Source organism: Streptomyces sp. NPDC096136, assembly GCF_044763325.1.
Lineage (GTDB): Bacteria > Actinomycetota > Actinomycetes > Streptomycetales > Streptomycetaceae > Streptomyces.
This window is the reverse complement of record NZ_JBIWFZ010000040.1, coordinates 1-26136: the sequence shown is the minus strand read 5'-3', so window position 1 is coordinate 26136 and position 26136 is coordinate 1. Positions and strand designations below refer to the sequence as shown.

Genomic DNA, 26136 nt, shown 5'->3' with positions numbered 1-26136 from the left:
CGACCCCCGACCACTCCCCCGACCAGCACAAACGCCTCTCACACCCAGTGCAGACAGCTGACGCACTCCACTGCAACTCACACGTCACCCATCATGACGCAGCAGCAGATGGCCGTGTACTGCCCGGACGATGACCCTCGAGTCGCCCGCCGAGAAGAGCGGCGTTCACAGCGCAAGGCTGCCGAGGCTGCCTGGAGCGAACACTCCGACAGTGGGCTGCCGGTGGAGGTGCTGCGCCACCGCGTCTCCCGGATCACCGCCCAGCCGGCCACCGCCCCCGTAGGTGAAGAAGCCCTGGTCCGTCACGTCTTCGCTGCCTCCGCCGGTGCGGCCGTCGAACACGCCCACCGCATGTCCAGCCGGCCCGGCAGCCTCTGCCAGGACGATGAGTACCGGATTCTTTCCGTCGAGCAGGTCCTTCCTGAACCCGGAGAATTCTTTTGATCCAGCTCCAAGAACACCAGGTAGATCAGAAATCAGCGTTTCGGAAGTGGGTCGGATTCCCTGCAAGATCGTCTGTGCCCCCACAGGGTGCCCGAGGCACCATCGTGTCAGCGACCGGCTCGGGCAAAACAATCACGGCCGCCGCCAGCGCGCTGGAGTCGTTCGCGGACGGCCGGATCCTCGTCACCGTCCCCACCCTGGACCTGCTCGCCCAGACCGCCCAGGCCTGGCGGCTGGTGGGCCACAGGGCCCCGATGATCGCCGTCTGCTCGCTGGAGAACGACCCCGTCCTGAACGAGCTCGGGGTGCGCACCACCACGAACCCGATCCAGCTCGCGCTGTGGGCCTCCTCCGGGCCGGTCGTCGTGTTCGCCACGTACGCCTCCCTGGTGGACCGCGAGAACCTCGACGCACCCGAGGGACAACGGAAGGTCCGCGGACCGCTGGAGGCCGCCCTGGCAGGCGGAGAGCGGCTGTACGGGCAGCAGATGGCACCGTTCGACCTCGCCATCGTCGACGAGGCCCACGGCACCGCCGGCGACCTCGGACGGCCGTGGGCGGCGATCCACGACAACGCCCGGATCCCGGCCGACTTCCGGCTCTACCTCACCGCCACCCCGCGCATCCTCGCCGCGGCCCGCCCGCAGAAGACCGGCGGCCAGGAGGCGGAGATCGCGAGCATGACCGACGACCCAGACGGCACCTACGGGGCCTGGCTCGCGGAACTCGGCCTGAGCGAGGCGATCGAGCGGGGGATCCTCGCCGGGTTCGAGATCGACGTCCTGGAGATCCGCGACCCCTCCCCCGTCCTCGGCAAGTCCGAGGAAGCGCAGCGGGGCCGGCGCCTGGCGCTGCTGCAGGCCGCGCTCCTGGAGCACGCCGCCGCATACAACCTGCGTACAGTCATGACCTTCCACCAGAAGGTGGAAGAGGCGGCAGCGTTCGCCGAGAAGCTGCCGCAGACGGCCGCCGAGCTGTACACCACCGACGCCTCCGACGCCGACCTGGCGGCCGCAGGGAAGCTGCCGAAGTCCTCCATCGACGCGGAGTTCTACGAGCTGGAGGCCGGCCGCCACGTCCCGCCGGACCGGGTGTGGTCGGCATGGCTGTGCGGGGACCACCTCGTCACCGAGCGGCGCGAAGTCCTGCGGCAATTCGCCAACGGCATCAACGCCAACAACCGGCGGGTGCACCGTGCGTTCCTCGCGTCCGTACGCGTCCTCGGCGAAGGCGTCGACATCACCGGCGAACGCGGGGTCGAAGCGATCTGCTTCGCCGACACCCGCGGCTCCCAAGTCGAGATCGTCCAGAACATCGGACGCGCCCTCCGCCTCAACAAGGACGGCTCCACGAAGATCGCCCGGATCATCGTGCCCATCTTCCTGGAGCCGAACGAGGACCCGACCGACATGGTCGCCTCCGCGAGCTTCCGCCCCCTTGTGGCCGTATTGCAGGGCCTGCGCTCTCATGACGACCGCCTCGTCGAGCAGCTCGCGTCCCGCGCCCTCACCAGCGGCAAGCGCAAGACCCACCTCCGGCGCGACGAGGACGGGCGGATCGTCGGGGCCGGCGGGGACGGCGAGGACCAGGAGCACGACGAGGACACCGACGCGGCTGCCGAGTCGGCCCTGCTGCACTTCTCCAACCCCCGGGACGCCGCCACCATCGCCGCGTTCCTGCGCACCCGCGTCTACCGGCCGGAATCGCTGGTATGGCTGGAGGGCTACCAGGCCCTGCTGCGCTGGCGGGCCGAGAACGAGATCACCGGCCTGCACGCCGTCCCGTACGACACCGAGACCGAGGTCGGCGTCACCAAGAGCTTCCCGCTCGGCCGGTGGGTGCACCAGCAGCGCAAGACCCTACGCACCGGGGAACTCGAGGAGCGACGCAAAACCCTGCTGGACGCCCCGGAGGCCGGGATGGTCTGGGAACCCGGCGAAGAGGCGTGGGAGGCCAAACTCGCCGTGCTCCGGTCGTACCGGAGGGCCACCGGGCACCTGGCCCCCCGGCAGGACGCGGTGTGGGGCGAGGACGACGCCATGGTGCCCATCGGCCAGCACATGGCCAACCTCCGCAGGAAGGGCGCCAAGAACGGCCTCGGAAAGGACGAGGACACCGCCACGACCCGGGCCGCGCAGCTCGCCGCGATCGACAAGGACTGGAACTGCCCCTGGCCACTCGACTGGCAGCGCCACCACCGCATCCTGGCAGACCTCGTCGACGCCGACGGCCAGCTGCCCGACATCGCCCCCGGCGTGCTGTGGGATGGCGACGACATCGGCCGGTGGCTCCAGCAGCAGAAACAGCCGGCCACCTGGGCACGGCTGCTACCCGAGCAACAGGCACGGCTGACCGCGATCGGCGTGGAACCTGATCAGGCGCCGCCTCCGGCCCCAGCGGGCACTCGTGGAGCGAAGGGGCCGAGCAAGGCACAGCAAGCGTTCCAGCGGGGACTGGCGGCCCTCACGCAGTGGGTCGAGCGGGAAGGGGCGGACCGGCCGGTGCCGCGCGCCCACGGCGAAGAGGTCACGGTCGAGGGCGAGGCGGCACCGGTGATCGTGAAGCTCGGCGTATGGGTCTCCAACACCAAAACCCGACGCAACAAACTCGACGCCGACCAACACACCGCCCTCACGAAGCTGGGCGTGGACTGGGCGCGGTAGAAGAGTCTGGCGAAACTGCATGGAGCAGACTGCGAGCCCTTGAGAAGATCCCGGCATGCCCAGTGTCACCGCAGAAGAGCTCCTGGCTTCCGTCCACGGCCTGTCCCCCGAGGACGCTCAGCAGATCGCCGATCACATCGATGGATGCCGAGGCCTGCTCGCGGCAGGCACCGACATGGACACCGTCCAACAGCACCTGAAAGACCAAGGCGTCTCCATCATCCGCGCCCTCTTGATCACCCGGCTCCTCGGCGACCACCCCAGCAGACTGCAAGCCGCACGAGAGATCGTCGAATGCAGCCCCGCCCGCACACCCGACAGCGCGCTCAGCAGACCAAGGTCCCAGACAGCCTCATAACGCGCAGCACCACTCCAGAATCCTGTACTGGCACCTCAAGACCCGTCCCCACCGGCTCGACCCGGCACAGCTGGTCATGCTCGCCAACCTCGGCGTGGAGCGGGCGCAGCAACCCCGCGAGAACAGCCACGGGGCAGCCGGCCCTACACAGCCGCCGAACCACCGTCCTGCGAAACGACAGGCACCTGCACCAGCCGGACAACACGTCCGCAGCACACACCGAGGTGCCGGGTGTGTCAGAGGCCTGCGGCATGATGCTGGGTGTGACGGATCAACTTCCGAGTGTCCACGGCCCCACATAGTCCCGCCTGCGGAACCGGACACCGCGGGTGGAGACCACCCGCACACGGCCGTCGTCCTCCAGCGTGAACGTCCACAACTCCTCCGGGCTGACCTCCCGGACCGGAGTCGGATCCGCCTCCCAGGCCTGCAGAGGCGACTTCCCGTCCAGGGGCTGGGGCAGGTGGCGGGTGTTCCACCATTGCACCCAGCCCAGCAGCCGCACAGTGAAGTCCTCGAAATCGAGCAGCCCTTCGTCCTTCGGCCGACTGGGGCGGCGGCCCGGGCGCGGCTGGCGTACGTAGCCGGGCAGCGCGGCGAGGAACATCGACTCCACCGCTCGGTTCAGGCCCTCGACCGTGCCCTTCAGGTGCGGGGTGTAGGCGGGCAGGTCCTCCACCTCGACCACCAGCGCCCCGAACGCGGCCGCGACCGTCCTCGACAAGAAATCCCTGCCCCGGTCGACACGGACCTTCTCCGGCAGCCCGCCCTGCGGCCCGAACGGGTCCTCGCGCAGCACCGCCGCGCGAAGGGCCGTGTCCACGTCCCGGTGAACTCCCTGATGAGCGACCCCGTTCGAGGCCTCGTTCGAGTTCAGACCATAAAGGACAAGCTGAGGTGTGATCAGCGGGTCTGGCCGCGGAACGGCCTGACGGGGCCGCCTTCCGGCCGCTGACGTTCGGGGCGGCTCCGCCGGTGGGCGGCCGGGGCCCGGTTCCGTCGGATCAGGCGGAGGGGGTCGCGCGCTTGGCGCGACGGTGCCTGCCGGTTCCGATCAGCAGTCCCGCGCCCGCTGCCGCGGCCAGGCCGGCGAGCCCGAGCGTGCGGCCGTCGGAGTGGCGGCCGGTACCGGTCTCGGCCAGTTGCCCGCCCGTTCGGACCGTGCCGGCCGGGACGATACCGCCGTTCTCCCGGCCGGTGTCGGAGTGGCCTGCCGGGACCTCGCCTCCGCCCGCCGGGGGGTCGGCGGGATCAGCAGGGTCGGCAGGGTCGGGGTTCCCGCCGCCAGGGTGCTCGCCCCCGCCCGGCTCTTCGCCACCTCCGGGCTCTTCGCCTCCGCCCGGCTCCTCTCCCCCGCCGGGTTCTTCGCCGCCGCCGGGTTCTTCGCCGCCGCCCGGTTCCTCTCCGCCGCCCGGCTCCTCGCCGCCGCCCGGCTCCTCGCCGCCGCCGGACGGTGCGACGATCTGCGACAGGACGGAGAAGCTCTCGGACTTCACGTCCGGGTGCGTGTCGCTGGCGCCGCCGAAGGTGAAGTAGACGGCCCCCAGCGGGGCCTCCGAGCCGAACCTGGCACGGAGCGGGAAGGTCGTCTCGCCGGCCGGAATCCGGAGGCCCTCTCCGACGGTCGTCGTCGGCGCGCCCGGGATGGGGAGGAAGTCCAGGTCCTGCCACTGTCCTTCGCGGAAGACCTGGGCCTGGAGGTCCGCGTCGTCCAGTTCGTTGTCGGAGCCGATGATCAGAATGAGGCTGTAAAGCTCCTCCTCCTCGCCCCGCGCGTGGTTCACGGTGGCGCGGAACTCCTTCCAGTCGCCGCCCGCCACGAACGAGTCCGGCACGCCGTCCAGCTTCAGGACCGGAACCACGGCGGCGGGGGCGTCCGCGCCCTCTGACTGCTCCTCCGCGCCGGACCGAGGGGCCGGGACGGGGGCCGGGACGGGAGCGGCAGCCGGAGGTTGCTCCTCCGCCGGGGTCTCCGCCGAGGACTCCGTCGGAAGTTCCGCTTCTGTCGGGGGCTGCGCCGGGTGCTCCTTCCCCACCGGGGGTTCCGCCGGGTCCCGGTCGGCGCCCGTCGCGCCGGGTTCGGATTCCGCTTCGGCTTCGGCCTCGCCGTCCACGGGGAGCGGGTCCGTCACCGTCGCCCGGGCCCTGGGCCGTTCGTCGGCCGTGGCGGGTGTACCGCCGAGGAGCAGCGGGGCCATCGCGGTGGCGACGGCGGCCGCTGCCATGTGCTTCACGTTCAATTGTTCGTCCCTACTTGGCGCCGGATTGCTTTCATCAGCCAACCGGAGGGCGGTAGCCCGCAGTAGGGATGCTCAACTGATGAGCCCATAAATCGGGCTTATGGTCATAACGGGCTCGGTAGGGTGCCGGTGCGGGTCAAGTGGCCGATGAGGCGATCGAAGTAGGCGGCGTCGAGGGGTGGTGCCGGGGTGCCGGTCGCGCGGAGGGCGGCGGCGGTCGTGTCGGCGCGGAGGGCCGGGGGCGGGTGGGTGGGGTCGCCGGCGAGCATGAAGCGGCCGACCTCGCTCAGGGCGGCCATCGGCAGCACGGCTCGGGTGGGCGGCGTGTCCGTCGACCAGTCGCCACCAGATGTGGGGGTCGACGCGGGTGAGGCGGTGGCCTGCCCGGTCCAGGGCCGCGAGGACGTCGGTGAGGGGACGAGCTCCGGCTGGACCAGGTGGAAGACGCGGGCAGCCCCGGTGCCGGCGGGGATGGGAGCCGGGGCGACGACGAAGCGGGCGACAGCGTCGATGGAGTGGCGCCACCTCCTCGTAGCCGGCCGCGAGGTGGACGTTTGCCGCGCAGTGGACGACGGTGTCGACGGTCTCGGCCAAGGCGTCGAACGCGGCCGGTGCCGGGCCGAGGCGGGGCCGGGTGAGGTCGCCCGCCAGGGGTACGGGCCGTGCCGGTGCCTGCGGGCCGTCTCCGTGCGGGCGTGCGGCGGTGGTGTCGCCGGCGCGGACCACGCAGTGCGCGGTCGCCGACGTGGCCGGCGCCCTCCAGCAGGCGGGGAGGGGCTCTGCGTCCGACGCGCGGGGCGGGGTCAGCCGTGCGCGGCCACCGAGGCGCGCCGACGACTCAGGGCCGTGCAGCGTAGTCCCCCACCGGGGTGCCACTCCATCACCGGGGCGGCGGCGGTTCCGTGGTCGGGGCACCAAGTCACCGGGTCCAGGCCGCCGCAGTCGAACCGGCGGCACCCGCACCCCTCCCCCGGCGCCGCGTACGGCACGCCGTGACGTACCACCCCGCCCGCCGGCCGTGCCGAGGCGGCGCCCCGCAGGCCGGCCGGCCACGCGAGCGTCACCAACAGCCCGCCCGCCCCCGCACGAAACCGGTCGATCACCCGCACCCGGCCCGGCACCGCCAACGCCGTCGTACCCAGTGCCGTCAGCCGGTGCACCGCCGCCCCGGACGCGTCGGCCGCCAGCTCGGCCAGCGCGTCGGCGTCGTCCTCGGTCGCCCAGCCCGACAACTGGTCCTCGCCGGCCGGGTCGTCGGCCAGGGTGAGCCAGGGGTCGTCGAGACGGAACCGATGCATGGCGCGGCCGGGCCCGGCCAGCACCAGCGAAGCTACCGCCGGCCCGGTGGGGATTTCGATCTTGCCGTGGGCCAGCAGCCAGGCGGCGACCTGTCGGCGGTCGAACAGCGGGTGCACCCCCTCCGTGCCCGCCAGCGCTGCGGGGAAGTCGTCGTGCCTGCGGCGCCAGTTCACCACCGCGGCCCGGGTCACCCCCGCCATCCGCGCCACCTCAGCCAGCAACACCCGCTCCCACACCGGCGCCGCCTCAAGCCCGGCAAGCGGGGACCGACGCCCCGCCGCGACCGTGCGCACCGCCCGCCAGTCCACGCAGGGGCGGATCACCTCCAGGAGGGCAATCTCCCGGGCGTCGTTGAGCCGCAGCACGATAGTTGTCACCGAAACCGGCTACCGACCTATGGCTCCTCGTAGGTGAAGCAGGCTTGTTGTCACCTGCTCAGCACGCTACTTGTCACCAGTGGCCGTTCGGCACGACGGTTGTCACCGCCTTCTCCACCGTCCGAGCGACAGTCGGCAGCTGGTTTCACACGTCGATCGTCCTTCGAGCGTGATCAACGAACTGGGCGCGCTTCGACGACGCGTGATCCAGGAAGCGTCTGACACTTTGGGGCTCTGTGATGGGGGAGGTACTGCCTCGCCCGAGGGTGGCCGCGCTGACGGCGGCCACGCACGCTGACAGCGAGCGGGATAGTTCTTCGGCCATGCGTGCCAGCTTCTCCGGTCCTTCGATCTCCACCGTGGCTTGAGCGTCAGCGAGGCTGCCGTGCAGTAGCCCGCGGGCGACACCGAGGGTCTCGCGTATGGTGCCGAGGTCCGCTCCCGGCGTGATCAACCCGGAATTGATCTCCTTCAACACCTTGCGCAGCTCGTCTGCCCTGGCAGTGAATGCCGAGTATGCGTCGCGGCGGAGCTGTCGGCGCCAGTGCCGGTGCTCTGCCCTGACCTGTCGCTGAGCTGATATGCCGGCAACGGCGGCCGCGAGGGTGGTACCCACCACTCCCACGGCCGCGCCCATGACGGCAGCCACCCCTGAGTCCATCAGGGAAGCCTGACAGCCGTTGGTCACGTACGACAGGGGTTGCACTGATCTTGGTGTCACCAATCCTGCCTTGGTGACAACTGTCGCGCTTCGGCTCAGGAGTACAGCGGCACCGTGGTGATGCCGCCCTGCCGCTTGTAGTCGATCTCCACCGAGCCGACCGGGGCGACCCACCCGAGCCTGACCACCTGGTCCCAATCCGCCCTGCGGACGCCGAGGCGGCGGGCGGCCTGGTCCGGGCCGAGGGGGACGTGGCGGTCGAGGAGGTCGGGCAGGTCCCGGCGGCGGGCGAGCGCTGACACCTGGTCCGGGTGGACGTCGGGGAACTGCGTCTCGCCGCCGAGGTAGACCAGCAGGCCGGCCTTCACCAGGTGCCCGACCGCCGAAGCCGTCACCCTCGGCCGCAGGATCGGCAACGGCACCCCCAAGGCCTGCGTCAGCCGGTCCGCCACCACCCCGGCACCGATCGGCCCCCGCAACGCGGCGCGGACCGCCTCCGGATCGCAGGCCTCCACCACCACCCGCGACCACAACCCCGAGCCGGCGTCCGCCAGCGGGACCAGGCCCGAACCCGTCGCCCACCGCCAGGCCGCCACCGGCACCCGCAGCCGGCCCGCAGCCCCGTACTCGTCGTAGACCTCACGCCGCACACCCATGCCGAAACACACCCCAATCGCACACCAGACGGCCCGCCAGCCAAGCCGCGCGCAAACCATGACGAACAAACTCAAAAACTGTCAAGAGCCCTGTTTTGCTGATGAATTGGGCACACACCGCATAGATCGCCTACGCGTACGCGAGGCCCGCACATCGCCCGGTCGGGTGAACCGCGGCGCCGTCGGCCGGGCCGCCGGGGCACCGTCGCGAGGTGGAGCTCCCGGTGTCCCGGCCGGCCCTCGCAGGGGCCGGCCGGGACACCCCGCGCGGCTAGCGGCGCGGGCGCCCGCCCGGGCCCCGGCGGAACTGGAGTGCGACGCGCACAACCGCCGCCAGGACCCCCACCGCGGCCGCCGCCTCCCACTCCGGTGCCCACTCCGACAACGCGGCCTTGACCGCCTCACGGCGAACACCTTGACCATCCCGGCCGCCAGACGGCGGCCGGCCGACGGACGACGGCGCGGGGCCGACTCCCCCGACGAGGGCCCGGCCGGCTCCCGCCCCGACTCCTCGCCGGTCGACTCTTTGCCTATTTAAGACATGCTCATGGCATCTATCTCCCTGCGTGAGAACGCGGATCGCACCTCCGGCCAGAGATGCGATCCGCACTCTGGAGCGCCGAGGGGTTAGCCCCGCAAGTCCCACAAAAGCACAGGTCAAAGCACTTGTGGTCAGAATTCGTGCACGCGCTACACCACCCGCCCCTTAGCCCCGCAACCCCCGCCGATGTGACCTGCGACACCGCCGCGCGGGTGAGTCGGGCCGCGTCACGCTCGCGGAGAAATTCGAACGTGCGCTCTAATAGGAGTGACGTCCTCCGCACCCCTCAGGGAGCCCCCAATGACCACCCCCGCACCGGCACCCACCCGCCCCAGACCGGCGACCTGGGCACCCAGCCAGGCCGGCCCCTGCGCCCGCTGCCACCTTCTCTGCACTAGTCAAGGCGAGCCGATCTGAGCGACATCCGTCATAGCAGACGGGGTGGCGGTGGATGGGCGGCGGTCACCAGTCGCGGGTGGAGTTCACGCCTTCGATCAGCGTCGCCCGAGCGGCGGACAGGTCGCGCCCGGTAGCTGTTTGTGCTTTGTCCACTAGGAAGTCCAGAGCGTCGAACAGCTCCTCGCGTTCCACGGTCTCGATGCAGGGCGAGCGGCGGTCCAGCGCGTTGAGGGCGGAGGCGAAGGCGCGCCCGATGTCCTCGATGTTGCCCTGCTGCTCGCCGCTGGTGACCTCGGCGAGGAAGGCGTCCCTGGTGGCCTTGTACTGGGCAACGGCCTTGCGGTAGACGGTGCGGGGGATGTGCTCGCGGCCGTCCCAGTCGCGGAGTGGGTTGGCGGTGTTGGCAGCGACCCATTCCGGCTTGCGTGCGCCACGGACGTCGAGCTGCACTCCGTGTCGCACGTGGGGGCGCCAGGTCTTGCGCATCGCGGCCGCGTAGTCCGCCGGAATGCCGTACAGCGATACCTCCTCCATGTCCGGGACAAGGTGCGGCAGCAGACAGTCGGATGCGTCCATACCGAACAGTTCTGTGATTGTGAGCCCTTGCAGCCGCGGCAGCTGGTTCAGGGCTGACGCTGACGTGAGCGTGCCAAGGTTCCCCCACAGCGACAAGCGGGTTAGATCCGGGAAGGCAGCGACGAGGAGGGTGCAGTCGAGCTGGGTGATCCCGCGGACCGTGAGGTGTTCGACGCCTGCCCGTACGTTGCCGCTGGTGCGTTCGGCGGCCAGCTCGTCGGCCGTGCACGTCAGCGCATGTGGGGCAGTCCAGTCCTCGCTTCGCCACTGTCCCAGTGCCGCTGCCGGGCCAGTTGTTCGCCCCGCCCCCATGCCGGGCTATAGGCGTTCGAGGGGCTGGTCACCAGCGGGGGCAGTGAGCCGATCACAGTGAAGCTCTTCGGAAGGAGCCACCCATGGTTGCAGTGGGCAAGTCTGCCGCCGCAGCTGTGGTGCGTGAGCCGGAGCGGCTGTACGTCGCCCAGGTCGGCCACGGTCGCAGGCTCGGTCCCGGACCAGTCCAGTTCGATGACCGTAGCGGACTTTGCTGCGACGTCGATGCCGGTGACCTGTGAGGCGGTCCAGGCACCGAGCGCTTCGGAGTACACAGCGACGACATCGCCGACGGTGACAGGCCTCGGTGGTTGGTCTCGTCTCATGCCCGGATGCTAGTGCTGTGACCGGGAAGGTTTGCCGGGTTGCTCGTTGTGCTGGTCGGATGTGACGACTTCGACAGGCATGGGGAGGCGGGATGGCGTTACCGGTCAGGGTCCGCGGGCTGACCGAGCAGGAAGGACAGAAGCTTCAGCACATCGTTCGGCGGGGCAGTACCAGTTCGGTGCGGTTTCGGCGGGCGATGATGCTGCTGGCCTCAGCCGGAGGCAGCTCCGTCCCGGTGATCGCTCGGCTGGTCCAGGCGGACGAGGACACCGTCCGCGACGTGATCCACCGCTTCAACGAGATCGGGCTCGCATGCCTGAACCCTCAGTGGGCGGGAGGCCGTCCCCGCCTGCTGAATCGTGACGACGAGGACTTCGTCGTCCAGACGGCCACCACCCGCCCGACCGCGCTGGGCAAGCCCTTCACCCGCTGGTCGGTCCGAAAACTCGCCGACCACCTGCGACGCGACATCTCCCGGCCGATCACCATCGGCCGCGAGGCCCTGCGCTGCCTGCTGGTCCGCCGGGGGGTCTCCTTCCAACGCACGAAGACCTGGAAGGAGTCGCCGGATCCGGCCTTCGACGCCAAGCTGGCCCGGATCGAGTACGCGGTCAACGAGCGACCGGACCGCACGTTCGCCTTCGACGAGTTCGGCCCCCTCGGCATCCGTCCCGTCGCCGGCTCCTGCTGGGCCGAGCAGGGCAAACCGAACCGGCTGCCGGCCACGTTCCGCCGCACCCACGGCATCACCTACTTCCACGGCTGCTACTCGGTCGGCGACGACAAACTCTGGGGCGTCAACCGCAGACGCAAAGGAATCGATCACACCTGGGCCGCCCTGCGGTCAATCCGCGCCGCCCGCCCGGACGGCGCCCCGATCTACGTCATCCTCGACAATCTCTCCGCCCACCTGAACTGGAGAAACCGCAGGTGGGCGGCCCGGAACAAGGTCGAGCTGTGCTTCACACCGACCTACGGGTCCTGGGCGAACCCCATCGAGGCACACTTCGGGCCGCTACGGCAGTTCACCCTGGCCAACTCCCACCACCCCAACCACACCGTCCAGACCCGGGCCCTGCACGCCTACCTGAGCTGGCGCAACCAGAACGCCCGCCACCCCGACGTCCTCGCCGCACAACGACGCGAACGCGCCCGCATCCGAAGCGAGAAAGGCATCCGCTGGGGCGGCAGACCACTACCAGCCGCGGCCTGACCACCCAACCCGGCAAACCTTCCCGGTCACAGCACTAGCCATCGCGGCCGTCGCCGGCCCCGCCCTGTTCTAGGCCTACATCGGCCTCGGCTCCGGGCTGAGCAAGACGGGCTGGGCGGCCGGCTTGGCCCTCACCGGCATCCTCACCGGCCTCACATACGGGTGGCTCCTCGCCTCCTCCAACGGCCACGGCTTCTCCTACTGGCTGTTCCTCACCCTGATCGTCGCCACCAACCTCGGCGCCTTCTGCGTGGTCCCCTAAGCCCTCGTCCGCGGCACCATCAGGAACCGCTGACCTTCCAGGCCGTCCTGCTGCGCCTCGCCCCCGCGCAAGGCACGCCTAGGACTGCTCACCGCCCTCCGTGCCCCACCTACCGACGAACTCCTCCAGGCGCGGCGCTGCTGTTCCTCGCGGGCAATCTGCTGGGCAAGGATGTCGCGGTCGATGTACGGGTCGACAGCGGCCAAGACCAGGCGCTGGAGTTCGCCCGGCTTCAGCGCTTCCACCTCCCACTGCACCGGGTGCTCGATGTCGAAGCCGTAGCAGCGGGCAAAGGCCGGCCACCTCTGGTCGCCGCGCTTGCCCTCAGTCGCCGGGAGGCCGTACGCGCGGACCTGCTCGTGGGTAAGCAGCACCCGGGTCACCGAGCTCCAGCACCCCGTGCGCTCCACCCAGTCCCGCTCGATGTCCTCGCCCGAGCAGTCGAAGTCGCCGACCACGGCAAGGTGGGCTTGGCGTTGTTCGTGGGCGACGTCAGCTGCGACGTGCAGGGCGTGTTCCTGGCTGGCGGTGCGGTCCAGGCGGAACCAGTCGGACATGTCCCGCACAAAGGCGTCCGCGCTCGGCCAGGCCGGAGGGACGTGGACTTCGCTGACGGTGTCGATCAGGTCGGGGAAGCGGGCCTGGGCCAGCCGGGCAGCATGCGGCGGGTTGGGGGATGTACCACGGCACCCACCCCGAATCAGAGTGTCAAGGGCACTGCCCAACACCGTGAGCTATTTCACCGAAAGGGCCCTCACCCGGGACTCCTGGTGCCCTATCGTCTGCCGGATGAGCGAGAGCATCCCGATCATCAAGATCTACGATCCCGCCAGCAACAACGGCACCGTCCTGACGCTCGACTACTCGAACGGCGCCTACGTCGAGGTCGAGAGGCTGAAGGAGCGCGAAGACCCGGAGAACCCGGATTCGGAAGCCCTGTTCCAGATCACCGTGTACGCGTCCTCTCCGGAGACCGACCTGGAAGGGCTGACGCTCGCCGAGCCCCGAGCAAAGCCGAGCTGAGCGCCCTGGCCCCGATAGACGACACCTCTTCCCACGGCTATCGCGTGGAAAAGACACCTCATGCAGCTAAGCCGTCAAGTTGACCTTGGTCATCCAGCCGCGAAGGCGGCCAGCAGGGTGTCCGCCCGGACCTCAAGTTCGGGCGTCAGAGCTCCCTTCACGGCCACCATGAGCTCGTCACCTCCGACCGCACGGGCAAGCCGAACCTCGACCTGTCGCTGCTCACCGACCAAGGGATACGAGTACCAACCGTCGGGCCGCTCGACATCAGTCCCCTCGACCGCCAGCGCCACCGTCTCCCAGTCGGTGACATCGAAGCCGTACCCCACGTAGTGCGACAGCAACTCCAGAAACGACCGCAGGTTGCGCTCCCAGATCCATCCACCGACCTCTGTCATGACTCCCCCTCCTTGTCAGAAAGGACAGCCTGCCATGGGCCGCGATCACCCTGCCGGGGCAGGCGGGGGAAACGCAGTCGCTTCATCGAAGGGGACGCGTGCCAGAAGGCAGTGGTGGAGCTGGCCGAGCATGCGGTTGAACAGGTGCCGCAGGGCCTGCATGTGCCAGTCTCCTCCTGCTCGGCGGCGCCGGTAGTGGGCGTCCGCGCCGGATGAGCCGGTGAGGGAGGCGAAGGCCCACAGGTGGCCGACGTGGTTGAGCCGGTTGTTCTTCACGAACCTGCGGCCGACGTACTTGCGTTTGCCGGAGGCCCGCGTGATGGGGGCCGCGCCCGCATATGCCTTGAGCCCTCCGGCGGTGGCGAACCGGGTGCGGTCGTCGCCGATCTCCGCGAGGATCCGTGCGCCGACCTGGGGGCCGTTGCCAGGAAAGCTCAGCATGATCGGGGCGTCCGGATGAGCCCGGAAGGCCTCCTCAGTGGCCTGGCCAAGGTCGTCGACCGCTTCGCAGGCCGCGTCCAGCTGCAGGAGAAGGGCGAGGGCCTGCTTCCCCATCGCTTCTTCGACCATCGGGACCTGATGCGGCGCCTCGCGGCGAAAGAGCTGCTGCAGACGTTCAGCGTCGGCCTCGATGTTCCTGCGTCGGCCGGCCCGCTTCAGCATGGCCGTCAGGCGCCAGAGCGGCAGCTTGGCAGCCGACGCGGGCGTGGGTGCCACCGCCAGGATCCGGCGGGCGTCCGGGCGGGCCAGACCGCCCTGCTTGTCCTTGAACGCCTCCAGGAACGCCGGGAAGTACTCCCGCAGCAGGGAACGGAGCTGGTTGCAGAGCTGCTGCCGGCTCCAGACCGCGTCCTGCTGGGCTCGGGCCAGGACGGCCACTGCCTGGGCAAGGTCGGTGTCGGCGGCCAGCAGCCGGTGCATCGGCATGTCCGTGCGGATGATGTTGGCGAGCACAAGCGCGTCACCCGGATCGGACTTCTTGCGGCTGACTCCGTGGCAGTCGCGATATCGGGACGCCGCCATCGGGTTGACCGCGAAGATCTGACGAGGACCCTGCCTCAGCGTGGCGACCAGCAGGCCGCGGCTGGTCTCGATCGCCACCGAAATCGGCGCCTCGGCGGTGTCCCCGTGCTCGGCCAGGAGGTCCAGCAGCAGGCGGTAGCCGTCCAGGTCGTCGCCGATGCGGCACTTGGCCAGCAGCTTGCCGGTGCCGTCGATGAGCGCTACGTCGTGGTGTCCCTCCGCCCAGTCGATCCCGCAGAACACGTCCATGGATCCCGCCCCTTCGCCGATGCTGTTGTCGAACGCGAGCACACGGGGCCGCACGGCGCACTAATTCCAGGACTCCAAGGTCCGCCACCTCATCAGCCGTGCGCGGCACCGCCGGACCGCACGGGCGCACGCCGTGTCCAGAGCTCGAAGCTCGTGAGGAATAACGCGTCACCGTGCGGCAGCTCATCCATCGAGGATCCCGAACCTGACGGGCCCGCGGGGCAGAACGTGCGAGGACCGGCCGGCGCCCAGCGCCACCAGTCTTTATCAAGACCTCGCACGGTCGGAGGTGTCGTAGGGGTCACCACGGCACCGACCGGACCACACACGTCCTGCCCCGGGCTGGACAACGCCGCCCCGGGCGCCTCAGAGATCCAGGACCTCTTAATTACTAACGAATTAGCCCCCTTCCGGTGCGACCCTCCCGGCCGCTGGCGGCGGGCCGGGAAGGCACGGTGTGGGCCAGGCCGGCTCCCACCTCCAGGCCGCCCACCGCTCCGCGTGCGCGAACACCCCGGAACGCTCGGCGAGCATCGCGAGGACCTCCCCGCGGGCGGCGTCCACGGCCTGGTGCTCGGTGTCGGAGACGATGCCCAGGCGCCGCACGTGCGCGTACTCGTCCTCGTCCTTCCACTCCCATCGGGCGAGGTCGGGCGTGATGACCAGGTCCACGGTGAGGTCGAAGGTGTCGAACCCGGCCGTGGTGCGGCGGGTGGGGTGCTCGAAGTTGACGTACCAGTTCCGCAGCCGGCGCCCGTTCCCGTCGGGGACGTAGAAGGCGTTGATGCTGAACCAGGCCGCCGGCGGCTTCCACAGCAGCAGGTCTGTCTGCTCCCACACGGCGGCCTCAAGGTCCCACCGGCCGGACGCCATCGCCTCGAACCCCTCCGTACGCACCGACCGCTCCCCTTCGGTGCGGGCCTTCGTGTACAGGGCGGCCCACCGAACCTGTGCGCCGGGTGCGCAGGCGGTCACCAGCGCCCCGCCGGTGTCGGTGATGACCCGCAGTGCATGTTCGCTCCACACCCGGCCGGAGCGGTGGACATCGCGTCGTACGACCGTTTGACCAGTCTCGAAACCGCGCACCGGATCCTCCTTGGCCTCCCCGGCCGGGAGGTCCGGACCGGCTTGCCCACCTCAGCCCATCCCGGCCCGGGTGGGCAAGCCGCCGTCCTGGGATGGCCTGCCCAGCCGAGCCTTGGGCTTGCCCACCCCAACAGACCGGCCACCCACCCTCTCGAGCCGGATCGTTACCTCAAGTTTCGCCCAGATCCAGTGACACAGCGGCGGCAGCATTCTTAGCTTCCTCATACACGCGTCTCGACGCTTCTACGTACCCGCGGTTCCACGCGCACCGGCGATCCCGCTCCGCGTCCCGCGTCCCCGAGGAAAGAGTTGCAACATGAAGGTCCCCAAGGCCAGCGCGATGACCGCTGTGATCGGCCTCGCCCTGACCGCCACCGGCTGCGGCGGCGACGAAGGACCCAAGGGGACCCTCTCCATCGGCATCGCCTTCGACCAGCCCGGTATCGGCCTGCGCGAGGCGGCGGGCACTTTCTCCGGCTTCGACGTGGACGTCTCCAGGTACATCGCCAAAGAGCTCGGCTACAAGCCGGACCAGATCGAGTTCAAGCGGGTCGACAGCTCCGAACGCGAGCTGCTGCTCCAGTACAACGAGGTCAAGTTCGTCGCCTCGACCTACTCGATCAACGACCAGCGCCGGGAGAAGGTCGACTTCGCGGGCCCCTACTTCACTGCCCACCAGGACCTGCTCGTCCGCGCCGACGACGCCACGATCACCAAGGCCGAGGACCTCAACAACAAGAAGCTCTGCTCCACGACCGGCTCCACCTCGGCGCAGAACATCAAGCAGAAGCTGGCGCCGAAGGCCAGCCTGCTCGAGCTCGAAGGCTACTCGGAGTGCGTGATCGCCCTCCAGGACGGCCTGATCGACGCCATGACCACGGACAACGCGATCCTGGCCGGTTACGCCGCCCAGAAGGACAACACGGGCAAGTTCCGCCTCGTCGGGCTGAACCTGAGCAACGAGAGCTACGGCATCGGCATCAAGAAAGGCAACCGGGATCTGCGCGCCAAGATCAACGCCGCCCTCAAGAAGATGGTCCAGGACGGCTCCTGGGACGCGGCCGTGAAGAAGAACTTCGGCCAGGCCAACTTCAAGCACGACCCCGCCCCGCAGCTCACCTCCGCAAGCAGCTGACGACGCCACGTCCCGGGCGCGGCAGGAGGGGAACACGCCCCCTTGCCACGCCCGGGCCAGGCCGTCGGCGCCCTGCCGGCCCGCACCTTGAGGATCTCCCGCATCCACGCCGGGTCGTCGGGCCGGGCCAGAACCAAGACGAGGGCGCCGTCGACCACGGCCCCGGAATCCTCGAAGGCCGCCCCCACCGCCTTCATGTCCGAACTCCAGGCCGGGCACACGGTCACCCACCGCCCTCCAGCTTCGCCGTCGCAGCCGTGATCAGCCGGCCGTGGCAGATCTGGGTGAGCGGCTCGTCGTCAGGCGGTGAAGACAGCCGGAATCCACTGCACCTCGGCGTCGTTGCGCAGGTACTCGGGGCCCTGCCGCCGGGAACGACCACGGCCGCGTACTCCCGCGGTCCACGTCGGCGAACGCCACGTCGGCGGACCAGGTGTAGACGGGCTTCTCCGTGTAGGTGTCGAAGCCCTCCTCGAAGTCGTGCACCACGGACCGCAGCCGCTTCACCGCTGGAGCCACGACGCACCTCCTGCCCCTCCTCGCGCAGCCCACGCTCTCCCCCGTGGAGAGAATCAGGCATTCCGACCTGCGGTGATGCATGCCCGGCGGTGGGCTGATGAGCGCCGCCCTCGCACTTTCGCGCCCGGATCGCGGACCCGCCGAGGACGAGTAGGGCCAGCACGGCGCCGGGCCGGGTTCGCCGGGCAGGTGCGCGAGCCGGGCGGACACGCCGGCGCCGCCGGCGAACACCAGTCCGGCGGCGGCCGCCCAGGCCCGGTTCCACTCGCGGGTGAGTGCGATCAGGCAGACCATCAGACCGACGGTGGTGTCGAAGACCCAGGGGCGGCCCTGGGCCGCGTACTGCGTGGCCATGACGAACAGCACGGCGGCGACCACGCTCCCAGCGCCGTGTTGGCTGCGGCCCTCGGCCCCGGGACCGATCGAAGAGCGGTAATCACCCGGTTCACGCTACGCGATCACAGGTAGGCGACCGAACCGGCCGAAAGATACGAGTGATCTCGACCGAACCGTCTTTTCGGCTGGTGCAGAGGTGGGTGCGCCCTGAGCAATCTGAGGATATGGCTGATCTGACTTCCTCCGCTCCCCTTTTCCTCTCGGTTGCCGCCGAGGCCGAGAAGACCGTGCGGATGGCGGTGCTCGCCGCGGTGGCCCACAGCGTCTACCGGGGCGTCAAGAAGTGCCGTTCCGGACGCGGTTCGCACGGCTCACCCACCCGGCCCCCTGTACGGGGCCCGGGAGCCGAACGTCCCCATTTACGACTGATGCACGATCTCGATCGAGGGAACGATGAAACCGGTACTCGAAGCCGTGAAACTCGGCAAGCGATACGGCCGCCACCAGACGCTGATCGACTGTGACCTGAACATCCCGCAGGAACGCGTGATCAGCCTGGTCGGTCCCAACGGCGCCGGCAAGTCGACGCTGCCGAACATGTCCTGCGGCCTGATCAAGCCCATCGAGGGCACGATCCGCGTCCTGGGCGCCGAGCCCGCCACGAGCCCGGCCCACCTGGCCAAGGTCGGTCGCGTCGCCCAGGACACGCCGGTGTACGCCGACCTGTCCGTCGCGGACCACCTGCGCCTGGGTGCCCGGCTGAACCCCACCTGGGACGGCCCGCTCGCGCAGCGGTGGATCGCCCAGATCGGTCTGGATCCGAAGCAGAAGGCGGGCCGGCTCTCGGGCGGCCAGCGGGCCCACGCCTCACCACCAGAGCCCGGTCCAGACCACGAAGCCGCTCACGGCCCCGCTGATCAGCGGCCCGACGAAGATCAGAACCTACGGCGAGATCGGCGGCCTGTGGGTGTCTGGCGGGCCCCGGGTGGTGAAGACCACCAACATCCTCGACTCGTCCGGCAAGGAAGTCGGCCACTCCGACTGGTACCAGGCCTGCACCAACAACAAGTCCCTCAACGAGATGCCGGAATGCCTGGCCAAGGGCATCATCCACGTCGATATCTCCGAGCAGCCGGCTGACCGCTACTGGAGGTTCCAGTGACTGGAGACCGTGACCTTCACGGTGCTCGCCGCGGGGCTGTCCGCCCTCTCCTTCCGACGGATCCGCGGCCGGCTCGACTGACACTCACAGCATCACGACCGCGGATCCATCTGCGGCAGGGCCGTAGCGACCGTCGGCATTGAGGAGCTCCTCAATGGTGCCCTGCTTGCGAATTTCGCCGGCCTCGACGAACAAGATCTGGTCCGCTTCCCGGATGGTGGACAGCCGGTGGGAGATCACCGGCGGCGCGCAATAGGCAAGGTGGCCTTCCATGCTGCGCTCAGGTCCTGGGCGCAGAGGCGGTCGGCGGGCAGGGGCCAGGGCGCGCCACTCCCTGGCCCCGCCCGGCCAACAGCCGGTCCCCCCAGCAGCCTAGTGGTGTGGCACGACGGCGACGGGGCACGCCGAGTGGTGGAGGACGGCATGGGCCACCGATCCGATGCGCGCCCCCAGCGTCGACTCACGGATCTGCCGGCCGACGACGAGCAGCCCGGCATCCGAAGCGGCGGACAGCAGTGCGTGGCCCGCGCTGCCCAGCTCCACGTGCGTGACCACGTCCACCTCCGGGTACTTGGTCCGCCACGGCTCCAGCGCCTGCTCCAGCGCGGCCTTCTCGAACGGTTCCAGTCCGCCGACCTGGTCCGCGATCCACAGCGACCCGGGGCTGTAGCCGTAGACCGGGGGAAGGCTCCAGGCCCGGACCGCGCGCAGCGGCGCGGTGCGCGCAGCGGCCGTCTCGAAGGCGAAGCGCAGCACGTCGGCGGATTCCTCCACACCGCCCTGCTGGCCGACGACCACCTCTCCTTCGTCGGCTCCGGGGCCCGCCATGCCGTGCCGGGCGCGGATCGAGACGACGGGGCACTCGGCAGCGGCGATCAGCTGTTGCCCGGAGGAGCCCAGCAGGAAGCCGGCCAGGGCGCCGTGCCCGCGGGTGCCGAGTACCAGCATTTGCGCGTCCTTGGCGGCGCGCAGCAGGGCCGGCACGGGGAGGTCCGCCACCACGTCCGTGGAGAGGGAGAGCTGCGGGTGGCGGCGCAGCAGCTCGGCCTCTGTCTCCTGCAGGATCTCTTGGGCACGGCGGGCCTCGGCGTCGCGGTCCTGGACGACAGGTAGGGCGAGCGGCTGCCACAGCCAGGCGTGGATCACGTGGACGTGCAGGTCCCGGCGTACGGCTTCGCGAGCCGCCCAGTCGGCCGCGGCCCGGCTTTCGGGGGAGCCGTCCACTCCGACGACGAGGGTGCGCTTCACAGGTCTGTCCTCCGTACTGATGCGCGAGCACCGGGGGGGGCGATGGCCGGACGGGCGGCGCCGGGCGGGTGAAGGACCGGGCGCCACCGGGTTCACCCTCCCCGGGCCGGGCAGGTGCGGAAAAGGGCCGACGGTCCCTTCCCGAGGGCTGGTGCTCTCCTGTCGTTCCCCGTGCCGGCGGTGCGAGGGGCCGGCCTGGGCTCAGTCGGCCAACGTCCGCGACCCTCACCCGCAGGAGCGGGCACGACCGCGTTGACCGCGCCAGCGGTCTCGGAGCTTGACGCCCACTATCGTGCCATCAACTACCTGCTGCCTGGTCGGGGACGGCCACGACCCCGTTCGGCATGATGGTCCCCAACGACATCGACCGCTGCCGACTGGTCATTGACGTCCTCGACCGCGCCCCAGGACTCGCGGACCGCACCGGAGAACCGCACCACGCCATGGCCGGCCAGCCCGAACGAGCCAGCGGCCTTCACGGCGGGGGCAACGGCACACACTCAGGCGGGCTGCGGCCGCCTGCTTGTTCACCGTCCCGGCCCACAGTGTTGCGCCCCGCCGACAGGATCAGGACGACGGCGACGACGGCGGGCAGTCACACCGCTGCATCGCACGACAGCCGCAGGAGAAATGCGGCCGTTCTCCGGATCGCGAGCTGGAGCGTGCCGCGAGCCTTGGCCGTCCCTGCGCCGGCGGTCGGCGGTCGTCGCGCCGCGCGTCACCGTAGCGCAGGGCACGTCGGAGCGGCGGTCGATGGTGCAACCCGCGTCGTCGGGACGGCCCGAGGCTGCCTTTGCCCGCTGTTCGCGCCGGACCGAAAGATGGTGACACCACTCTGGCATCCCGTCGCTACGATTGGGGCCCTGCGAGCCGTGGAGGGTGTTCATGTCCGCTATTCAGACCGCTCTCGGGGTCATATCGACGGCGCCGGTATCCTCGGCAACGCCGAGCCCCGCGCAGATTACCAACCATGTCCCCTCCGCGCCGTCTCCCTGGCTCCCGGTCGTGATCTCCTCCATCGTGTGCATCGTGGCCCTATGCTCCGCTGCCATTGCGCTATACAGCCTGCGGGTCAGCCGCCGTGCGCTCGCCGCGAATGTCAAGAACTTCGAGGCCTCGCACTGGAGGGTCGACGTGATCAACCCAGTGATCAAGTTTATGAAGCCTTCTCATTTCTCGGTGTCGGCGATCAATTCAGGTCGGGCCGAGGTGCAAATTACTTCTGCCTTCCTCCAGATTCCCGGGTCAGATCGGATCTTCTTCGCACCCGACGAAGAGCTCCCGCTCGCCCTGAAGGGCGGCCACCGCCAGCGGCTGACCTTTACCTACGACTTCGTCGAAGGGCTGGCCACCGTCGACGGCCTTCTACGTGTAGACCTTGGCGACGGCAGGACTATGTCGCACAAGGTGACGGTGGCGAAGCCCAAGGCCACCGCCTCATCCGGCCGGCAACTTTCCGCCAAGAGGAGACTCAAAAAGGCCACCGCCCTATTCGGCCCTCCCATCAGTGAAGAACAGTTGCGTGCGTACGGATCCAAATACGCGGACATGAACCCTGACGGATCTCTCACCTACGTGAATAAGAATGAAGAGTCCAATGGTGAGAAACCTGCGGCAGAGGAGAGCGGTCCCGCAGGAGGCCAGCCCGCGGTATGAGCTGGGAGTTGACGGGCACACGGTAGGTGCCTGGGACTGCTTTCCCTGTGCGGCGCCGTCGCCGAACTCGGGCCGGCCCTGCGGTGCTCCGACCGCAGCTTCGCCGACGAGGAAGGACGTTCGGGGTAGGCCGCGTGGATTGCGACACGGCCATGTGGGCAGTCCCCCCTGCCTAACCTCGATCTTTCGTGACGGCCCGTCGGATTGCCCGGCGGGGCGTTTCGGTGTCGTGGCTGGCTGGGGGTGCGGTGAGGGCCCGGCTGTCGCGTCGGGTGGGCGCCGGGTTCCACGATTTCCGGCGGGCTGATCAGACTTGTTGGGGCGGGGATGCTGCTGGTCAGCCGGGGTTCGGGAGAGCCGCGAGTCGCTGGACCGCGTTGGTGATCACGTCGTTCCACGGCCAGCGACGGCCGAACCGAAGGTGCCTGCGGCGGGCGGTGGTGACAATCTGGGCGGCGGCGGAGAAAGCCGCAGCCGCAAGCGGCGGGGCTCCCAGAGACGGGGCTTGCCGGTCAGGGCAAGCATCGGAAGCCAGGCCAGCAGGTCGAGGGCAAGCTGGACGATCTCCAGCCAGATCTGGTTCTGCGCGGTGTCGTGCAGGGGCAGGTTCCGCAGACCGTGGCCCGTGCGGCCCGGACGCGGTCCTCGGCCCTCGCGCGCTGACGGTGCCGCAGCTCGAGGTCGGCGATCTTCCCGTCTGCCGTGTTAGTGGCGAAGGAGGTGAGCCGCATCCCGTCTGCGTCGATGAAGCGCAACTGGGCGCCGGGATGGGGTCGTTCCTTGCGGACGATCAGCGGCATCCCCCGCGGCCAGCCCTTGAGGACATCGCCGTCGAGCTCGGCGGTCCAGGCGCCGTCGCGGACCTCGCCGCCCGGTTCAACGGCGGGTGTCCAGGCGGACGCCGGAACCTTCAGGACAGCCTGATGAATCTGCTCGGTGATAGTCATCCCGACCGAGTACGACAGCCACTCCCGCGCCGGGCGAGCCAGACCACGAACTCGTGGGTGCCGCCCGCAGAGTCAGTGCGGATCACTGTGGACCTGCCGCGCCTATGCTGCTGGGGAAGCTGGGCCAGGGCGAGCCGGGTGGCGGTGATGTGATCGGCGGCGGTGTTGGAGCCCGCGTTCCCCGGCCGCAGCAAGGCGGCCACCGGCTCCCCAGTGCCGCCGCGTCCGTGATCGACGAAGCCCATCAACGGATGGTGCCCGTAGGTCTTCTTCCAGGTGGCGGCAGCGTCCTGCTTCTCGGAGTGCGCCAGTACCAGCACGCCGTCCAGGTCCACGATCACGTGGCCGTCCCTATCCGGCGCCTCGTTCCGGGCCAGCTTCCATACGTACTCGCGGGCATCGGCCCGAGCAGTGCGGATCGCGTCCAGGGCCTTCGGCCCGGCAGCGGCGAGTTTGTCGACCAGACGGGAGACGGTCGGGTCGGAGGCCACCGGCCCGAACACGGCAGACTCGGCCCGCAGCATGCTGACATCGGCCAGACAGTCCCCGCCCAGCGCGACCGCGAGCGCCACATCCAGCAGGATCTTGCCCGGATCGTGCACCGCCCGAGGACGCCGCCAGGGTACGAGCGCCGCCGATATCGCGGTATCCAGGCCACTCTTGCGGGCGGTCTCAACCAGCAGCACACCCCCTGCCTGGGAGGCCACCCCGTGACCGCCGCTCTCGATACGGAGACGCGGGTACGACGCGCTACGCTTCCTCATCTGGAGAGTGCCTCTCATTGGGGCGGACAGGACCCTAGATAAGCCTTATCTTCCCAGTTCAGAGGCACTCCCCGGCGATCTGACCGGCGGCTGGACATCAGATCGCACGGGTCACAGGACCCAGGATCCAGGCAGGTCCAGCAGCGTGTCACCGACGATCAGAAGCGGTCGCCGCGAATGCCACCGCGCATCCTCCGCTTGGCCGCGCAGCGGCACGGTAGCCAGTTGGAAGCGGGCATCCAGCGCGTCGAGCTCCGCCTGCCTCACGGCCCGAATCCTGTCGGTGAACACCGGCCATGCCTCCGCCAGCCACCTGCGGCAACGAAGCAGGTTGTCGTACTCCCAGACCTGTTCGACGTCGAAGCCCTCTTCGACTTCCTGCACCAACGCCTCCCACGCCTCCATCATGGCGTTGAGCGTCACCACCCCGTACCGCACCGCCAAACCTCGGCTTGCCCGATGCACCGACTCGTAGTCATCGGCGCTGAGCGCCTCCATGTCCATGGGCACAGCCTGCCAGCTGTGCCACGGATGCTTCACTCAACAGGTGAAAGCACCGGGGCCGAGATGACGACCAGGCCGAGATGCAACAGCCCAGATCACAGCCGGTGGAAGCAACCAGCCAAGAGACTGAGCGAACAATCGTCATGAAAGCCCGAGGCTAAGAGGTCCTAACAAAGGCGTTGGACGTGTCGGTGGGTGATGAGGCAGGTGGCGAGGCCGAGGAAGGCTTCGTGGATGTCATCGCGTCGTTCCCACCGGACGCGGAGTCGGCGGAAGCCGTGAAGCCAGGCGATGGTCCGCTCTACGACCCACCGGTAGACGCCGAGGCCGGAGCCGTGCGGGACTCCGCGTCGGGCGATCACGGGCTTGACTCCGGTCGCCCAGACCAAGCGACGGTACTTGTCGTGGTCGTAGCCGCGGTCGGCTAGTGCTGTGACCGGGAAGGTTTGCCGGGTTGCTCGTTGTGCTGGTCGGATGTGACGACTTCGACAGGCATGGGGAGGCGGGATGGCGTTACCGGTCAGGGTCCGCGGGCTGACCGAGCAGGAAGGACAGAAGCTTCAGCACATCGTTCGGCGGGGCAGTACCAGTTCGGTGCGGTTTCGGCGGGCGATGATGCTGCTGGCCTCAGCCGGAGGCAGCTCCGTCCCGGTGATCGCTCGGCTGGTCCAGGCGGACGAGGACACCGTCCGCGACGTGATCCACCGCTTCAACGAGATCGGGCTCGCATGCCTGAACCCTCAGTGGGCGGGAGGCCGTCCCCGCCTGCTGAATCGTGACGACGAGGACGACGTCGTCCAGCCGGCCACCACCCGCCCGACCGCGCTGGGCAAGCCCTTCACCCGCTGGTCGGTCCGAAAACTCGCCGACCACCTGCGACGCGACATCTCCCGGCCGATCACCATCGGCCGCGAGGCCCTGCGCTGCCTGCTGGTCCGCCGGGGGGTCTCCTTCCAACGCACGAAGACCTGGAAGGAGTCGCCGGATCCGGCCTTCGACGCCAAGCTGGCCCGGATCGAGTACGCGGTCAACGAGCGACCGGACCGCACGTTCGCCTTCGACGAGTTCGGCCCCCTCGGCATCCGTCCCGTCGCCGGCTCCTGCTGGGCCGAGCAGGGCAAACCGAACCGGCTGCCGGCCACGTTCCGCCGCACCCACGGCATCACCTACTTCCACGGCTGCTACTCGGTCGGCGACGACAAACTCTGGGGCGTCAACCGCAGACGCAAAGGAATCGATCACACCTGGGCCGCCCTGCGGTCAATCCGCGCCGCCCGCCCGGACGGCGCCCCGATCTACGTCATCCTCGACAATCTCTCCGCCCACCTGAACTGGAGAATCCGCAGGTGGGCGGCCCGGAACAAGGTCGAGCTGTGCTTCACACCGACCTACGGGTCCTGGGCGAACCCCATCGAGGCACACTTCGGGCCGCTACGGCAGTTCACCCTGGCCAACTCCCACCACCCCAACCACACCGTCCAGACCCGGGCCCTGCACGCCTACCTGAGCTGGCGCAACCAGAACGCCCGCCACCCCGACGTCCTCGCCGCACAACGACGCGAACGCGCCCGCATCCGAAGCGAGAAAGGCATCCGCTGGGGCGGCAGACCACTACCAGCCGCGGCCTGACCACCCAACCCGGCAAACCTTCCCGGTCACAGCACTAGGTTCTGTCTGGCAAAGGATCTTGGAGGGGTTCGCGGAGCCAGAGGATGAGTGCGGCGAGGTGGACTCCGGCCTTGTAGCGGGCGGCGAGTT

The 26136-nt window shown here is 69.5% G+C and carries 25 protein-coding genes and 6 pseudogenes; 12 read left to right on the top strand and 19 right to left on the bottom strand.

The genetic code is table 11. From position 1 onward, the window contains the following. Window positions 1–93 precede the first annotated feature (93 nt). The 3 genes from ACIRBY_RS38290 to ACIRBY_RS38280 are packed head-to-tail and all read left to right on the top strand — an operon-like array spanning window position 94 to window position 3465. The gene (locus ACIRBY_RS38290; RefSeq protein WP_403909941.1) at window positions 94–444 is read left to right on the top strand and encodes a hypothetical protein; all 351 of its coding nucleotides are present in this window, start codon (window positions 94–96) and stop codon (window positions 442–444) included. Then, complete coding sequence (locus tag ACIRBY_RS38285; RefSeq protein ID WP_403909938.1) at window positions 441–3107, top strand: Helicase associated domain protein; 2667 nt, start codon at window positions 441–443, stop codon at window positions 3105–3107. The genes ACIRBY_RS38290 and ACIRBY_RS38285 overlap by 4 nt, the downstream gene beginning before the upstream one ends. 55 nt (window positions 3108–3162) lie before the next feature. Next, on the top strand, window positions 3163–3465 hold the full coding sequence (locus tag ACIRBY_RS38280) for a hypothetical protein (protein WP_403909935.1): 303 nt from the start codon (window positions 3163–3165) through the stop codon (window positions 3463–3465). Window positions 3466–3736: 271 nt separating this feature from the next. Here ACIRBY_RS38280 and ACIRBY_RS38275 read toward each other — a convergent pair whose 3' ends face one another. The 9 genes and pseudogenes from ACIRBY_RS38275 to ACIRBY_RS38235 all read right to left on the bottom strand — a co-directional run bounded on the left by ACIRBY_RS38275 (window position 3737) and on the right by ACIRBY_RS38235 (window position 10852). Beyond that, window positions 3737–4288, bottom strand: coding sequence for a hypothetical protein (locus ACIRBY_RS38275; RefSeq protein ID WP_403909932.1), 552 nt, complete (start codon window positions 4286–4288; stop codon window positions 3737–3739). A gap of 181 nt (window positions 4289–4469) precedes the next feature. Further along, window positions 4470–5690 carry a hypothetical protein gene (locus tag ACIRBY_RS38270; protein ID WP_403909930.1) on the bottom strand — a complete coding sequence of 407 codons (1221 nt, stop codon included), beginning with the start codon at window positions 5688–5690 and terminating at the stop codon, window positions 4470–4472. A 119-nt stretch (window positions 5691–5809) separates the two neighbouring features. Further along, window positions 5810–6004, bottom strand: coding sequence for a hypothetical protein (locus tag ACIRBY_RS38265; protein ID WP_403909950.1), 195 nt, complete (start codon window positions 6002–6004; stop codon window positions 5810–5812). A 235-nt stretch (window positions 6005–6239) separates the two neighbouring features. Then, window positions 6240–6431: pseudogene (locus ACIRBY_RS38260) on the bottom strand (SDR family oxidoreductase); the annotation flags it as partial. Window positions 6432–6508: 77 nt separating this feature from the next. Further along, window positions 6509–7381, bottom strand: coding sequence for a hypothetical protein (locus ACIRBY_RS38255; RefSeq protein ID WP_403909928.1), 873 nt, complete (start codon window positions 7379–7381; stop codon window positions 6509–6511). Between the two features lie 145 nt (window positions 7382–7526). Next, a complete protein-coding gene (locus tag ACIRBY_RS38250; protein ID WP_403909925.1) occupies window positions 7527–8030 on the bottom strand; it encodes a hypothetical protein in 504 nt (167 codons plus the stop codon). A gap of 107 nt (window positions 8031–8137) precedes the next feature. Continuing rightward, window positions 8138–8698: a hypothetical protein gene (locus tag ACIRBY_RS38245; RefSeq protein WP_403909922.1), complete on the bottom strand. Its 561-nt coding sequence runs from the start codon at window positions 8696–8698 to the stop codon at window positions 8138–8140. A gap of 1003 nt (window positions 8699–9701) precedes the next feature. Next, a complete protein-coding gene (locus ACIRBY_RS38240; protein ID WP_403909919.1) occupies window positions 9702–10214 on the bottom strand; it encodes a hypothetical protein in 513 nt (170 codons plus the stop codon). 230 nt (window positions 10215–10444) lie between these two features. Continuing rightward, window positions 10445–10852 (bottom strand): hypothetical protein, encoded by a 408-nt coding sequence (locus tag ACIRBY_RS38235; RefSeq protein WP_403909916.1) that lies wholly within the window; start codon window positions 10850–10852, stop codon window positions 10445–10447. 92 nt (window positions 10853–10944) lie between these two features. Here ACIRBY_RS38235 and ACIRBY_RS38230 point away from each other — a divergent pair, with 92 nt between their 5' ends. Both ACIRBY_RS38230 and ACIRBY_RS38225 read left to right on the top strand, forming a co-directional pair. Continuing rightward, window positions 10945–12066, top strand: coding sequence for an IS630 family transposase (locus ACIRBY_RS38230; RefSeq protein WP_403909913.1), 1122 nt, complete (start codon window positions 10945–10947; stop codon window positions 12064–12066). A gap of 124 nt (window positions 12067–12190) precedes the next feature. Further along, the gene (locus ACIRBY_RS38225) at window positions 12191–12328 is read left to right on the top strand and encodes a hypothetical protein (RefSeq protein WP_403909910.1); all 138 of its coding nucleotides are present in this window, start codon (window positions 12191–12193) and stop codon (window positions 12326–12328) included. On the opposite strand, the gene ACIRBY_RS38220 is transcribed toward ACIRBY_RS38225, so the two are convergent. Further along, complete coding sequence (locus ACIRBY_RS38220) at window positions 12325–12885, bottom strand: hypothetical protein (RefSeq protein WP_403909907.1); 561 nt, start codon at window positions 12883–12885, stop codon at window positions 12325–12327. The genes ACIRBY_RS38225 and ACIRBY_RS38220 overlap by 4 nt on opposite strands. 232 nt (window positions 12886–13117) lie before the next feature. Between ACIRBY_RS38220 and ACIRBY_RS38215 the strand changes: the two genes are divergently transcribed. Then, window positions 13118–13351, top strand: coding sequence for a hypothetical protein (locus ACIRBY_RS38215; protein ID WP_403909904.1), 234 nt, complete (start codon window positions 13118–13120; stop codon window positions 13349–13351). 89 nt (window positions 13352–13440) lie between these two features. Here ACIRBY_RS38215 and ACIRBY_RS38210 read toward each other — a convergent pair whose 3' ends face one another. From ACIRBY_RS38210 to ACIRBY_RS38200, 3 genes are all read right to left on the bottom strand, one after another. Next, window positions 13441–13749, bottom strand: a complete 309-nt coding sequence (locus ACIRBY_RS38210) for a hypothetical protein (RefSeq protein ID WP_403909901.1) — start codon at window positions 13747–13749, stop codon at window positions 13441–13443. A 45-nt stretch (window positions 13750–13794) separates the two neighbouring features. After that, complete coding sequence (locus ACIRBY_RS38205) at window positions 13795–15021, bottom strand: IS110 family transposase (protein WP_403909944.1); 1227 nt, start codon at window positions 15019–15021, stop codon at window positions 13795–13797. A gap of 399 nt (window positions 15022–15420) precedes the next feature. Then, window positions 15421–16107 (bottom strand): DUF402 domain-containing protein, encoded by a 687-nt coding sequence (locus tag ACIRBY_RS38200; RefSeq protein WP_403909898.1) that lies wholly within the window; start codon window positions 16105–16107, stop codon window positions 15421–15423. A gap of 316 nt (window positions 16108–16423) precedes the next feature. Between ACIRBY_RS38200 and ACIRBY_RS38195 the strand changes: the two genes are divergently transcribed. Next, entirely contained in the window at window positions 16424–17242 is an 819-nt protein-coding gene (locus tag ACIRBY_RS38195; protein WP_403909895.1) for a glutamate ABC transporter substrate-binding protein, read from the top strand. Window positions 17243–17310: 68 nt separating this feature from the next. On the opposite strand, the pseudogene ACIRBY_RS38190 reads toward ACIRBY_RS38195, so the two are convergent. Continuing rightward, a pseudogene (locus ACIRBY_RS38190) lies at window positions 17311–17789 on the bottom strand (DJ-1/PfpI family protein); the annotation flags it as partial. A gap of 761 nt (window positions 17790–18550) precedes the next feature. On the opposite strand from ACIRBY_RS38190, the pseudogene ACIRBY_RS38185 reads away from it, so the two are divergent. Both ACIRBY_RS38185 and ACIRBY_RS38180 read left to right on the top strand, forming a co-directional pair. Continuing rightward, window positions 18551–18946, top strand: a pseudogene (locus tag ACIRBY_RS38185) (ATP-binding cassette domain-containing protein); the annotation flags it as partial. A gap of 139 nt (window positions 18947–19085) precedes the next feature. Further along, window positions 19086–19259, top strand: a complete 174-nt coding sequence (locus tag ACIRBY_RS38180; RefSeq protein ID WP_403909947.1) for a hypothetical protein — start codon at window positions 19086–19088, stop codon at window positions 19257–19259. Window positions 19260–19343: 84 nt separating this feature from the next. On the opposite strand, the gene ACIRBY_RS38175 is transcribed toward ACIRBY_RS38180, so the two are convergent. Both ACIRBY_RS38175 and ACIRBY_RS38170 read right to left on the bottom strand, forming a co-directional pair. Next, a complete protein-coding gene (locus ACIRBY_RS38175; RefSeq protein WP_403909892.1) occupies window positions 19344–19532 on the bottom strand; it encodes a hypothetical protein in 189 nt (62 codons plus the stop codon). A gap of 99 nt (window positions 19533–19631) precedes the next feature. Beyond that, complete coding sequence (locus ACIRBY_RS38170; RefSeq protein ID WP_403909890.1) at window positions 19632–20507, bottom strand: universal stress protein; 876 nt, start codon at window positions 20505–20507, stop codon at window positions 19632–19634. 329 nt (window positions 20508–20836) lie between these two features. On the opposite strand from ACIRBY_RS38170, the pseudogene ACIRBY_RS38165 reads away from it, so the two are divergent. Then, window positions 20837–20950: pseudogene (locus ACIRBY_RS38165) on the top strand (hypothetical protein); the annotation flags it as partial. A gap of 562 nt (window positions 20951–21512) precedes the next feature. Continuing rightward, window positions 21513–22163, top strand: a complete 651-nt coding sequence (locus tag ACIRBY_RS38160) for a hypothetical protein (protein ID WP_403909887.1) — start codon at window positions 21513–21515, stop codon at window positions 22161–22163. 337 nt (window positions 22164–22500) lie between these two features. Here the strand turns inward: ACIRBY_RS38160 and ACIRBY_RS38155 are convergent. The 3 genes and pseudogenes from ACIRBY_RS38155 to ACIRBY_RS38145 all read right to left on the bottom strand — a co-directional run. Then, window positions 22501–23874, bottom strand: a pseudogene (locus ACIRBY_RS38155) (IS1380 family transposase). A gap of 111 nt (window positions 23875–23985) precedes the next feature. Next, window positions 23986–24378, bottom strand: a complete 393-nt coding sequence (locus tag ACIRBY_RS38150) for a hypothetical protein (RefSeq protein WP_403909884.1) — start codon at window positions 24376–24378, stop codon at window positions 23986–23988. Between the two features lie 167 nt (window positions 24379–24545). After that, window positions 24546–24893, bottom strand: a pseudogene (locus ACIRBY_RS38145) (transposase); the annotation flags it as partial. Between ACIRBY_RS38145 and ACIRBY_RS38140 the strand changes: the two are divergent. After that, window positions 24886–26007, top strand: coding sequence for an IS630 family transposase (locus ACIRBY_RS38140; protein ID WP_403909881.1), 1122 nt, complete (start codon window positions 24886–24888; stop codon window positions 26005–26007). The pseudogene ACIRBY_RS38145 and the gene ACIRBY_RS38140 overlap by 8 nt on opposite strands. The last annotated feature ends 129 nt before the right edge of the window (window positions 26008–26136 follow it).

Bases quoted from the DNA above. Each gene is read 5' to 3' on its own strand.
- ACIRBY_RS38290 (WP_403909941.1), top strand. From the start codon at position 94: ATGACGCAGCAGCAGATGGCCGTGTACTGCCCGGACGATGACCCTCGA.
- ACIRBY_RS38280 (WP_403909935.1), top strand. From the start codon at position 3,163: ATGCCCAGTGTCACCGCAGAAGAGCTCCTGGCTTCCGTCCACGGCCTG.
- ACIRBY_RS38270 (WP_403909930.1), bottom strand. From the start codon at position 5,690: ATGGCAGCGGCCGCCGTCGCCACCGCGATGGCCCCGCTGCTCCTCGGC.
- ACIRBY_RS38265 (WP_403909950.1), bottom strand. From the start codon at position 6,004: ATGGCCGCCCTGAGCGAGGTCGGCCGCTTCATGCTCGCCGGCGACCCC.
- ACIRBY_RS38245 (WP_403909922.1), bottom strand. From the start codon at position 8,698: ATGGGTGTGCGGCGTGAGGTCTACGACGAGTACGGGGCTGCGGGCCGG.
- ACIRBY_RS38240 (WP_403909919.1), bottom strand. From the start codon at position 10,214: ATGGACGCATCCGACTGTCTGCTGCCGCACCTTGTCCCGGACATGGAG.
- ACIRBY_RS38235 (WP_403909916.1), bottom strand. From the start codon at position 10,852: ATGAGACGAGACCAACCACCGAGGCCTGTCACCGTCGGCGATGTCGTC.
- ACIRBY_RS38230 (WP_403909913.1), top strand. From the start codon at position 10,945: ATGGCGTTACCGGTCAGGGTCCGCGGGCTGACCGAGCAGGAAGGACAG.
- ACIRBY_RS38220 (WP_403909907.1), bottom strand. From the start codon at position 12,885: ATGTCCGACTGGTTCCGCCTGGACCGCACCGCCAGCCAGGAACACGCC.
- ACIRBY_RS38215 (WP_403909904.1), top strand. From the start codon at position 13,118: ATGAGCGAGAGCATCCCGATCATCAAGATCTACGATCCCGCCAGCAAC.
- ACIRBY_RS38210 (WP_403909901.1), bottom strand. From the start codon at position 13,749: ATGACAGAGGTCGGTGGATGGATCTGGGAGCGCAACCTGCGGTCGTTT.
- ACIRBY_RS38205 (WP_403909944.1), bottom strand. From the start codon at position 15,021: ATGGACGTGTTCTGCGGGATCGACTGGGCGGAGGGACACCACGACGTA.
- ACIRBY_RS38195 (WP_403909895.1), top strand. From the start codon at position 16,424: ATGAAGGTCCCCAAGGCCAGCGCGATGACCGCTGTGATCGGCCTCGCC.
- ACIRBY_RS38175 (WP_403909892.1), bottom strand. From the start codon at position 19,532: ATGGAAGGCCACCTTGCCTATTGCGCGCCGCCGGTGATCTCCCACCGG.
- ACIRBY_RS38150 (WP_403909884.1), bottom strand. From the start codon at position 24,378: ATGGACATGGAGGCGCTCAGCGCCGATGACTACGAGTCGGTGCATCGG.
- ACIRBY_RS38140 (WP_403909881.1), top strand. From the start codon at position 24,886: ATGGCGTTACCGGTCAGGGTCCGCGGGCTGACCGAGCAGGAAGGACAG.